Here is a 9,992-nt window from a genome sequence, read left to right as displayed (position 1 = left end):
CGAGACAGGGAACGGATGACAGCCATGCCAGAGAGCATCTTCGCGAGCGGACTCGGGTCCGGCCCCGCCAACTTCTCGCCATTGACGCCGCTGCGATTCCTGTCGCGCTCGGCCGCCATCTATCCCGACCGCACCGCGATCATCCACGGGTCGCGGCGCACCAGCTACCGCGAGTTCGACGCGCGGTCCCGCCGGCTCGCCTCCGCACTGGCGGCGCGGGGCATCGGCGAGGGCGACACGGTGGCGGTGGTCTTGCCCAATGTGCCGGCCATGCTCGAGGCGCACCATGGCGTCCCGTCGCTCGGCGCCGTGCTCAACGCCATCAACACTCGGCTGGACGCCCGCACCATCGCCTACATCCTGGGCCACGGCGAGGCGAAGGTCCTGATCACCGACCGCGAGTTCTCGCCGGCGGTCCGCGAGGCCCTGGCTCAGCTCGACAGGAAGCCGCTCGTCGTTGATCTCGACGACCCGCTCTACGAGGGACCCGGCGAGCGGCTCGGCGAGATCGAGTACGAGGCGCTCGTCGCTCAGGGCTCGCCCGACTTCGCGGCCCCGCCGATCCGCGACGAGTGGCAGCCGATCGCGCTCAACTACACGTCGGGCACCACGGGCAACCCGAAGGGGGTCGTCTATCATCACCGCGGCACCTGGGTGATGGCGGTCGGGCAGATCCTCTCGTGGCACATCCCGCCGGGGGCCGTCTTCCTCTGGACGCTGCCGATGTTCCACGCCAACGGCTGGTGCTTCCCGTGGTCGGTCACCGCCATGGCCGGCGCGCACGTCTGCCTTCGGCGCGTGGACCCGGCGCTGATCTTCCGGCTGATCGCCGAGCATCGGGTGACCAACATGGTCGGGGCGCCGACGGTGCTCAGCATGCTGATCAATGCGCCGGCCGAGGCGCGACGGCGCTTCGACCACGTGGTCGACATCCAGACCGGGGGCGCCGCGCCGCCAGCCAAGATCATCCGTGCCATGAGTGAACTGGGCTTTCGCGTGCAGCACATCTATGGCCTGACGGAAGTCCTGGGCCCGTCAACGCTCTGCGCCTGGCAAGACGCCTGGGATGGGCTGGGACCGGAGGAGCAGGCCGCTCAGCAGGCTCGCCAGGGCGTGCCCTACCACGTGGTCGACGGACAGATCGTTGCCGATCCGAAGACGCTCGCCCCCGTTCCCGCCGACGGCAAGACCCTGGGCGAGATCATGCTGCGCGGCAACACGGTGATGCTCGGCTATTTAAAGGATAAGGCGGCCACCGAGGCCGCCCTGACCGGCGGGTGGTTTCACACGGGCGACCTCGCCGTCCAGCATCCCGACGGCTACCTCGAGATCAAGGATCGCTCCAAGGACATCATCATCTCGGGCGGCGAGAACATCTCGAGCCTCGCCGTGGAGGCGGCGCTCATCCGTCACCCCGCCGTCGCCCTGGCCGCCGTGGTGGCGCGCCCCGACGAGACGTGGGGGGAGACGCCGTGCGCGTTCGTGGAGCTGCGCCCGGGCATGACGGTGACGGCCGAGGAGCTCATCGCCTTCGCCCGCGAGAACCTCCCGCGTTTCGCGGTGCCCCGCTTGGTGATCTTCGGCCCGCTCCCGACCACCGCCACCGGAAAGATCCAGAAGTTCGAGCTGCGACACCGGGTCCGGACACTGTGACGGAGCCCGGCTTTCCGGGCCTCGTGCCCGGCCTGCGGGGCGAGCGGAAGGCCGTGGTCACTCAGAGCATGGCCACGACTCACGCCGGCGGACCGGGCGTGCTCATGGCAGCGTGGATGATCCTGGAGATGGAGATGGCCGCCCAGGACTCGACCCAGCGCTTTCTGCCGGAGGGCTACACCACGGTGGGCTACGAGATCTGCGTCCGCCACAGGCGCCCGACCCCGGTCGGCGAGTCGTTCGTCACGCGCACCGAGCTCCTCGAAGTGGACGGCCGCAAGCTCCTGTTCCGGGTCGAGGCGCACAACCCGCGCGAGCTCATCGGCGAGGGCACGCTACGCCGCACCATCGTCCGCCGCGGCCGCCTCGGCTAGCGCTCCCCCTCACCCTGCCCTCTCCCCCAATGGGGGAGAGGGATCCTAAATCACAGTGCCGGGAGAATCACAGAACGCAATCCCCACCCCACCGGGAGAGGGTCAGAATGTTTCCTTTATCCCTCGCCCCCGGAGGGGGAGAGGGCCGCAGTTCGAGCTGAAGGGCGAAGCCCTGAGGCGAGGGCTGAGTAGATAAGGGGGAGGCGTCGGAATGCAAGAACGCGTCAGGAGTTACACGGAGAGGTAGCGGCCCTTGAGCTCGGCCTCGCGGCGGCGGAACTCGGCGGTGGAGCCCGCGAAGACGACGGCGCCCTTGCCGAGCACGAGCACCTGATCGCACACGCCCAGGGCCATCCGCGCGTTCTGCTCGACGAGCAGGATGGTCACCCCGCCGGCCTTGAGTCGGATCATCAGCGACTCGAGCTCGCGCACGAGTCGAGGCGCCAGACCTTGCGAGGGCTCATCGAGCATGAGCAGCTCGGGATTGCCGGCCAGCGCGCGCGCGATGGCCAGCATCTGCTGCTCGCCGCCGGAGAGGCTCCGCCCCCGCTGCCGCCACCGCTCGCGCAAGACGGGGAAGTAGGTGAAGATACGCTCGCGCGTCCAGCTCGAGTCGCCGTCGACGCGACGCTCGGCCAGGCGGAGATTCTCGCCGACGTCAAGATGGGGAAAGATCTGGCGGCCCTCGGGGACATACCCTATTCCCAGGTGGAAGATCTCGTGCGGCGCGTGTCCGGTGATGTCGCGGCCCTTGAAGCGCACCACGCCGCCCCTCGGCGCCGTCAGCCCCATGATCGAGCGCAGGGTCGTCGTCTTGCCCGCGCCGTTGCGGCCGAGGAGCACGGTGATCTCCCCCGCCGGGACCGTGAAGGAGACGTCGCGCAGCACGTGGCTCTTGCCGTAGAAGGTCTGGAGGGCGTCGACGGCGAGGAGCGTCACTCCGCGCCTCCGAGATAGGCCCGCTGCACCTCGGCGTTCGCCCGGATGTGGTCGGGCGTGCCCTCGGCGATGAGCTGGCCGAAGTGGAGCACGCTGATCCGATCGGCGAGGTCGAAGACCACGTCCATGTCGTGCTCGACGAGGATGATGGTCAGCTTCCGCTCGCGCGCGACCTGCCGGATGACCGCCACGGTGGCTACCGTGTCCTCGGGCGACAGCCCCTGCGTCGGCTCATCGAGCAGGAGGAGCTCGGGCTCCTGGGCGACGGCCATGGCGATCTCGAGCAGGCGTTGATCGCCGTGGGGGAGGGTCGACGCCGGCTCCACGGCGCGGCCGAGAAGGCCGAGCGAGTCGAGGCTCGCGCGCGCCCGCGTCTCGCTCGCCTCGAGGGTGGCCCGGCCGCCCACGAGGCGGAAGTTGCCTCCGCTCCGGAGCTGCACGGCGATCCGGACGTTCTCCAGCACGGAGAGATCCGGGAAGATGCTGGTGATCTGGAAGGTGCGCGAGATGCCGCGGCGGCAGCGCGCGGGGGCGGGGAGCGCGGTCACGTCGTCGCCGCGGAAGAGCACGCGACCCGAGGTGGGCGCGAGCAGACCGGAGATGAGGTGGAAGAGGGTCGTCTTGCCCGCGCCGTTCGGTCCGATGACCGCGCGGACTTCCCCCGGCTCCACCGCGAGGCTGACCCCGGCCACGGCCTGGAGCGCCCCGAAGGCGCGCCCGAGGCCGCGAGTCTCCAGCAGCGCGGTCACCCGCGCGCCCAGAGCCGCCGGGCCGTTCCCACCAGCCCGTCCGGGAGAAAGATCACCATCAGGACGAACACGACGCCCGTGAAGATCATCCAGTGCTCCGTGTAGCTCGAGAGCACCTCCTGGATGAGGATGAAGACCATGGCGCCCAGGATCGGGCCGACGAGGGTGCCGATGCCGCCCATGATCACCATCATGAGTCCCTGGCCGGAAAAGACCCAGAACATGACCTCGGGCGAGGCGAAGCCCCGGAAGGGTGCGAAGAGCGCGCCGGCGAGGCCCGCGAACACAGCGGCGATGACGAAGACGACGAGCTTGAAGGGCCGCGGGTCGCGCCCGAGGCTCATGAAGCGTCGCTCGTTCTCGCGGATCGCCTCCAGCGCGTGGCCGAAGGGCGAGCGGACCACCGCCCGGCAGAGGACGAGCGAGAGCACGACACAGGCAGCGACCAGCGCATAGAACGCCTGGGGCGTGGCCAGGCTCGGCCCACCCCAGAAGAGCGTTGTCTTGGGCACGCCCGCGATGCCGTCGGAGCCGCCGGTGAGCTCGCGCCACTTGTAGGCGACGGTGTAGAGCAATTGCGCGAAGGCCAGGGTCAGCATCGCGAAGTAGATGCCGGTGGCGCGCGTGGAGAACCAGCCGACGGGCAGGGCGACCACGCCCGCGAGCAGCGCGCCCGCGAGCAGCGCCACGGGCACCGGCTGGGCGAAGTGGATGAGCACGAGGGCGCTCGCGTAGGCGCCGAGGCCGAAGTAGGCGGCGTGGCCGAAGGAGACCATGCCCGTGTAGCCCATGATGAGATCGAGCGAGAGGGCGAACAGGCCGTAGATGAGGAGGTCGGTGAGGAGCGAGAGCTGGTGGCGCGCGGCCAGCCACGGCACCACCGCGAGCGCCACCAGGGCCACCGCCGCCAGCCCTCGCGTCCCTCTCATTCCTCCTCGCCGAAGAGGCCCCAGGGCCGGAAGATGAGGATGGCGCCCATCACGGCGTACATGATGACCATGGCCGTTTCCGGCAGGTAGAAGGCGCCCCACGTCTGGGCGGCGCCCACGATGAGGCTGCCCGCGATCGAGCCCCCGATGCTGCCGAGGCCGCCAATGACGACGACGACGAAGGCGTCGACAATGACGCCGATGCCCATCCCCAGGTAGGCCGTCGTCATGGGCGCCGCCGCCACGCCGCCGAGCCCGGCGAGGGCGCAGGCGGCGCCGAAGACGAGGGTGCGGACGCGCGCCACATTGGCGCCGAGGCAATCGGCCATCTCGCTGTTCTGGGCCACGGCGCGGATGACGAGCCCGGCGCGTGTCTTGCGGAGGAAGAGCCACACTGCCATCGCGACAACGAGGCCGAGCCCAATGACGAAGAGCCGGTAGCGCGGATAGAGCAGGTTTCCCAGCGCGAAGGCGCCCTGGAGGTACGCGGGCGGGTCGATGCCCTTCGCGGTTGGCCCATAGAGGATGCGCACGGCCTCCTCGAGAATGAGGGCGAGGCCGAAGGTCAGCAGGAGCTGGTAGATGGGTGGGCGGCGGTAGATGAAGCGCAGCGTTGAGGATTCGAGAAGGGCGCCGAGGACGCCGACGACGGGCGGCACGATGACGAGGGCCGGCCAGAACCACCCGGTAAGCACGACCGTGGTGTACCCGAGGTAGGCGCCCAGCATGTAGAAGACGCCGTGCGCGAAATTGACGACGCGCAGGATGCCGAAGACCAGCGAGAGACCGGCGGAGACGAGGAAGAGGAGCCCCGCGAGCGTCAGCGCGTTGAGGAGCTGCTCCCCCAGGTTCGCCACGCGGGGCGCCTCGCCCGCCCTGTTACGAGAAGTCCTCGGTGCGGCACTTCGGCGTCACCTTCTCGCCGGGATAGGTCGCCAGGATCTTGGGGATCGGATGCGGATACTTGGGATCCTTCACCGCCTCGACGGCGAAGCCGGGCTGCACCGCCTGGTGATCGCACTTGCGCATGAAGAACGGGCCCTCGAGGCCCTCGTAGCTCGAGTCCTCCCAGGCCTCGATGACCTTCTCGACGTCGTCGGTGCCGGCCTTCTGGATCACCTGGCCGAGCCACTCGAGCCCCTCGTACGTCTCGCCGTCGAACATGTCGGGATAGACGCCGTGCAGATCGTGGAAGCGCTTGACGAACTCCCGGTTCCTCGGCGTGTCCACCGTGAACGGATAGCGCGAGCTGCCGATGGCGCCTACCATCGCATCGCCCACCGCCTTCATGTTCTCGAGCTCCAGGATCTCCATGATCGGCTTCACCTCGCGGTTGAGGCCGAACTGGTGGGCCTGCTTGAGATAAATCGTGGCGTCCTGGCCGGGCAGGGCGAGGTAGACGCCGTCGGCCTTGGACTGCCTGATCTTGGCGATGTAGCTCGCGAAGTCCTTGGTGCCGACCGGCGGGTAGTCGGTGCCCACGATCTCCTTCTTGGCCGCCGTGATCTGCGACGTGAAGGAGGCGACGCTGTCACGCCCCCACGCGTAGTCGCTGCCCAGCGCGAAGAAGCGCTTCATGGGCCCTTCCGCCAGATAGAGACTGATGGCGCGCGCGCCCATGGGCCCGCTCGTGTTCACCCGGAAGAAGTAGCGGTGCCAGGCTTTCGTCGTGAGGGCGCCCGCCCCGTTGATGGTCGACATGAAGATGACCTTCCACTCGGGACACTTGGCGGAGACGGCGAGGGCCTCCGACGAGAGGACGACACCGGTGAGGAACTTCACCCCGTCCTTCTCCACGAGCTTCTGGGCCTTGCGCACGGCGGTGGCGGGATCGCCGCCGGTGTCCTCGTAGATGAACTCGACGGGCCGCCCGAGAATGCCTTTGCCTTTGATGTCCTTGGAGAAGAGCTCGGCAGCACGCTTGGCCTGGATCCCGTACTGAGCGTTGCTTCCCGAGAGCGCGGTCGGCATCCCGATCTTGATCGGTCCGCCCTGCGCCCACGTCCGTCGGAGGAACGCAGGGAGGCCCAGGCTTGCGCCGACGCCGCCGGCCACTGCCACACCTAGAAAATCACGCCTTCTCATGATGGATTCTCCTTGTCATGCTCACGCGGCCTGCGGCACCCAGAGGATCGACGACACCTCGCCGAACTCCCGCCACAGCTTGCGCCAGGAGTCGCCGCCGTCGTCGCTGCGATAGAGATAGCCGTAGCGACTGGCGGCCAGGACCGTATCGGGCGCCGAGGCCGGCAGGCTCACCGTCCACACGGCCGAGTTGGGCTGCACGGGAAGTCCCAGGCTCTGCCAGGTCGCGCCCGCGTCCCGTGAGCGCATCACCGTGCCGATGCGACCCGGCGTCGTGTCCCCGAGCGTCACGAACACGGTCCGCGGATCATCCGGCTTGACCGCGATGCCGCGCGGGTAGTGCCAGGGGAAGACCTCGCGGGCCCGCGCCGCCTCCCAGGTCTTGCCGTCATCGGTGCTGCGCCAGACGTCGTCGTTGACCACGGTGAAGACGGACTTGGGGGGACCCGCGACCACCAGGACATTGTGGACGTCCTGGTTCGGGATCTGGCCGTTCACCTTCGTCCACGTCTCGCCGCCGTCGGCGCTGTGCCGCACGCCGTCCACCTCGAGCCCGACCCACACATGGCGGTGGTCGGTGGGATCGATCGCGATCCCCGTGGGCCGAGGGATGCCGACGTTCGGGCAGTCCGGGGCGATGTCCACGGCCAGCTGCTCCCAGGTCTTCCCGGCGTCAGTCGTGCGATAGATGCCGGGCTTGCTGGGCGTGCCCGTCCCCGCGAACATCACGCTCGGATCGACGGGGTCGATGGCCATGCTCCAGACCATGGACCCCTTCATGGGCGTGTCCAGCAGCCGCCAGTGGGCGCCGCGGTCATCGCTCTCGTAGAGGCCCATGTCGGTCCCGGCGAAGACGACGTCCGGGCGCCGGGGATCGGCAAGCAGCGCCCGCACAATGCAGTCGGAATGCATGCCCTGGCGCACGCTGGCCCGTGTCCAGCTCTCGCCGTCGTCGGCGCTCATCATGACGCCCTGGCCGATCGTCCCCACCAGAATGTTTCCCTTTTTCGCCATGGCCCACCTCCTGAGGTCGTTCGAACCGTTCCCTCGCTCCCGCGCCCGCGACTATACGCCTGTCGGCGAGCCTCCGCGACCACGCGATGACCCTCAAGATGACTGGCACCGAACCGAAGCCCGGTGCCTCAGCCGGGTATGGACGACGCCACGTGAAGGGGCTATCCTCTGATCCTTCCGCAGCTTGCTCGGGGGGGCATATGCGAGCCTGGACCGTTGACGCCGATGACATCCGTGTGGCGGAGGATTTTGACGAGTCACTCCTCCACCGGACTCCGGAGATCGACAGTTTTCTGACTCCGGACCGGGATGACAAGTTCATCGTCATCGCCACCAAAGGATTCGGGAAGACGCTACTCCTGAAGGCCAAGCGGATTCTCTACCAACGAGAGAGTCGGCCCGGGTGTCTCCCCAGCGGCAACCTGCTCGACAAGCCGATCGGCGACAAGATATTCGGCCGGGAGGCGCTCGCGTTCTTCGCCGTTTCTCCGTTGCCGTGGTCGAAGCTCTGGCTTACCGCCATCGCCGTGGCCGCCCTCAAGCACGTGGGCGCGGTGGACGATCTCAAGGTCAGCCCGCGACTGGCCGGGCTCATCGACGACGACCGCTTGCACAGCGTCATCGATCATTTCGTCCGCCTCCTCGACTTCACCCCGAGCGAGCTCCAGCGCTGCGCCACGGATACCGACGGACACCTCGTGCCGAGGCTGAGAGCCATGAAGGCTCCGCTGGCCATCTTCATCGATGGCGTGGACGAGTATTTCAACAAACACGTCGAGGCCTTGGACGTCAGTCCGAGCGTCACCGGCGAGCTATCGCCGAACGTCTGGTACTTCGCGCAGCTCGGCCTCGTCGAGGTCGCCTATCAACTCCGCCGGATCAACCATCACCTGAAAGTCTTCGCCGCCATTCGGAAAGAGGCATACGCGCGCCTGCCTCAGCGCACGGCCATGTCCCAGCAGTATCGGGGCAGCGCCGTCGACATCGTCTACTCCGCCGAGAGCCTGCGGGAGATCTTCACCAACAATATCCGGCTCCTCAAGGCCGACCGGATGGTCCGCCCCGAACGGTGGCGAACGGACCCCCTCCAGGCTTTTCTCGGGCGAGCTCATGTGACGCACACCTACACGCGCGAGGACGAGGACGCGTTCGACTACGTGTGCCGGCACACGTTGCTCCGACCGCGCGACCTGATGACCATCGGCGAGCGGCTCGGCGCGCTCAGGCCGGAGGAGCGGCGCAACGAGCACCGCCTCAAGGAAGAGGTGAACCTGGCGGCCACCGAGATCGCCTACGAGTACCTGGCCGAGATCGCTCCGCACCTCGGCCACCTGGAGCTCGAGCGGTTTCTGCATCGGCTGCCTGGGCACATCTTGACTCGCGACGAGGTGGAGATGCTCTTCGCCGAGCACAATGCCGGAGCCGGCGGCGCGGACCCCAAGCACGTGTTCTGCGCGCTGTATCGCGTAGGACTTCTCGGCTATGTGCACCACGATCGGGTCCGCGGCGAGTCGGTGCAGCGGTTCCTGCGACCGGGTGAAGCGACGCTCGAGCCTGACGGCGTGCTGCCGCGAGCCACCCATTACCTGGTGCACCCGGTTCTGTCGGACGTGATCGGCCGGGCCAATCCGGCCTATCTTCAGCGGATCGACCGGGTGAACATCGTCGGCTACGGCCGGCCGTGGCGGGAGACGGGGACCGTCGATCACACGGTTCGCGTCGATATGCTGTGTGTCCTGAAGGCCGACGTCTACGGGTTCGGGACTCTGATGCGGTCGGGAGCAGATGCCCCCGTCCGCAAGGCCCTGGAGGATGCCGTGAAGAAGTGGGGCCAGGGCGCGATGGTCATCGAGACCAGAGGCGGTGACGCTCTCGTGATCGTGCACGACGATCCCGTGGCGCTGGCTCAGATGGCACGACAGATCATGGACGAGGTCTATCAGGCTCCTGGTCAGCCCCGAATGCGCATGGCCTTGCACCACGGCGAAGTGCAGACACGCCAGCGGGCCGACGATCCTGCCGCCGTCATCGGCGGGGGCGATGCCATTCTGTGCACCGCCCGAGTGGAGCCCCACGTCGAGCCCGGACAGATTTGGGCGACGGAGGAATTCCGCCAGCAGCTATCCATGAAGCCTTCGTTGTGGCGGACGACGCCGGTGCCGGGCCCGGCCGGCGACCGTTTCAACGTGAAGAAGGAGGGCGGGACGGAACCGGATCTGTGGGTCCGCTTGTATCGCCTCGAGCTTTGA

Annotated in this window: 9 protein-coding genes; 3 read left to right on the top strand and 6 right to left on the bottom strand. The window is 68.1% G+C overall.

The genetic code is table 11. The features are described 5' to 3' along the window. The first annotated feature begins 24 nt into the window (after positions 1–24). Together VGT00_05375 and VGT00_05370 are read left to right on the top strand one after the other, a co-directional pair. Positions 25–1,653, top strand: coding sequence for an acyl-CoA synthetase (locus VGT00_05375; GenBank protein ID HEV8530824.1), 1,629 nt, complete (start codon positions 25–27; stop codon positions 1,651–1,653). Further along, a complete protein-coding gene (locus VGT00_05370) occupies positions 1,650–2,027 on the top strand; it encodes a thioesterase (protein HEV8530823.1) in 378 nt (125 codons plus the stop codon). The genes VGT00_05375 and VGT00_05370 overlap by 4 nt, the downstream gene beginning before the upstream one ends. Before the next feature lie 231 nt (positions 2,028–2,258). Here VGT00_05370 and VGT00_05365 read toward each other — a convergent pair whose 3' ends face one another. Genes VGT00_05365 through VGT00_05340 form a run of 6 tightly spaced genes read right to left on the bottom strand, consistent with a single transcriptional unit; the run spans position 2,259 to position 7,743 of the window. Continuing rightward, the gene (locus VGT00_05365) at positions 2,259–2,966 is read right to left on the bottom strand and encodes an ABC transporter ATP-binding protein (GenBank protein ID HEV8530822.1); all 708 of its coding nucleotides are present in this window, start codon (positions 2,964–2,966) and stop codon (positions 2,259–2,261) included. Further along, positions 2,963–3,715 (bottom strand): ABC transporter ATP-binding protein, encoded by a 753-nt coding sequence (locus tag VGT00_05360; GenBank protein HEV8530821.1) that lies wholly within the window; start codon positions 3,713–3,715, stop codon positions 2,963–2,965. Before VGT00_05360 ends, VGT00_05365 begins: the two co-directional genes overlap by 4 nt. Next, positions 3,712–4,644 (bottom strand): branched-chain amino acid ABC transporter permease, encoded by a 933-nt coding sequence (locus VGT00_05355; GenBank protein HEV8530820.1) that lies wholly within the window; start codon positions 4,642–4,644, stop codon positions 3,712–3,714. Before VGT00_05355 ends, VGT00_05360 begins: the two co-directional genes overlap by 4 nt. Continuing rightward, the gene (locus tag VGT00_05350) at positions 4,641–5,501 is read right to left on the bottom strand and encodes a branched-chain amino acid ABC transporter permease (protein ID HEV8530819.1); all 861 of its coding nucleotides are present in this window, start codon (positions 5,499–5,501) and stop codon (positions 4,641–4,643) included. Before VGT00_05350 ends, VGT00_05355 begins: the two co-directional genes overlap by 4 nt. Before the next feature lie 22 nt (positions 5,502–5,523). Then, entirely contained in the window at positions 5,524–6,729 is a 1,206-nt protein-coding gene (locus tag VGT00_05345; protein ID HEV8530818.1) for an ABC transporter substrate-binding protein, read from the bottom strand. 21 nt (positions 6,730–6,750) lie between these two features. Further along, complete coding sequence (locus tag VGT00_05340; protein ID HEV8530817.1) at positions 6,751–7,743, bottom strand: hypothetical protein; 993 nt, start codon at positions 7,741–7,743, stop codon at positions 6,751–6,753. A gap of 200 nt (positions 7,744–7,943) precedes the next feature. Here VGT00_05340 and VGT00_05335 point away from each other — a divergent pair, with 200 nt between their 5' ends. After that, on the top strand, positions 7,944–9,992 hold the full coding sequence (locus tag VGT00_05335) for a hypothetical protein (GenBank protein HEV8530816.1): 2,049 nt from the start codon (positions 7,944–7,946) through the stop codon (positions 9,990–9,992).

The sequence above is a fragment of the Candidatus Methylomirabilota bacterium genome (genome assembly GCA_036002485.1).
Classification (GTDB): Bacteria; Methylomirabilota; Methylomirabilia; order Rokubacteriales; family CSP1-6; genus AR37.
Note: the sequence above shows the minus strand (reverse complement) of the source record. Positions and strands in the feature narration are given on the sequence as shown.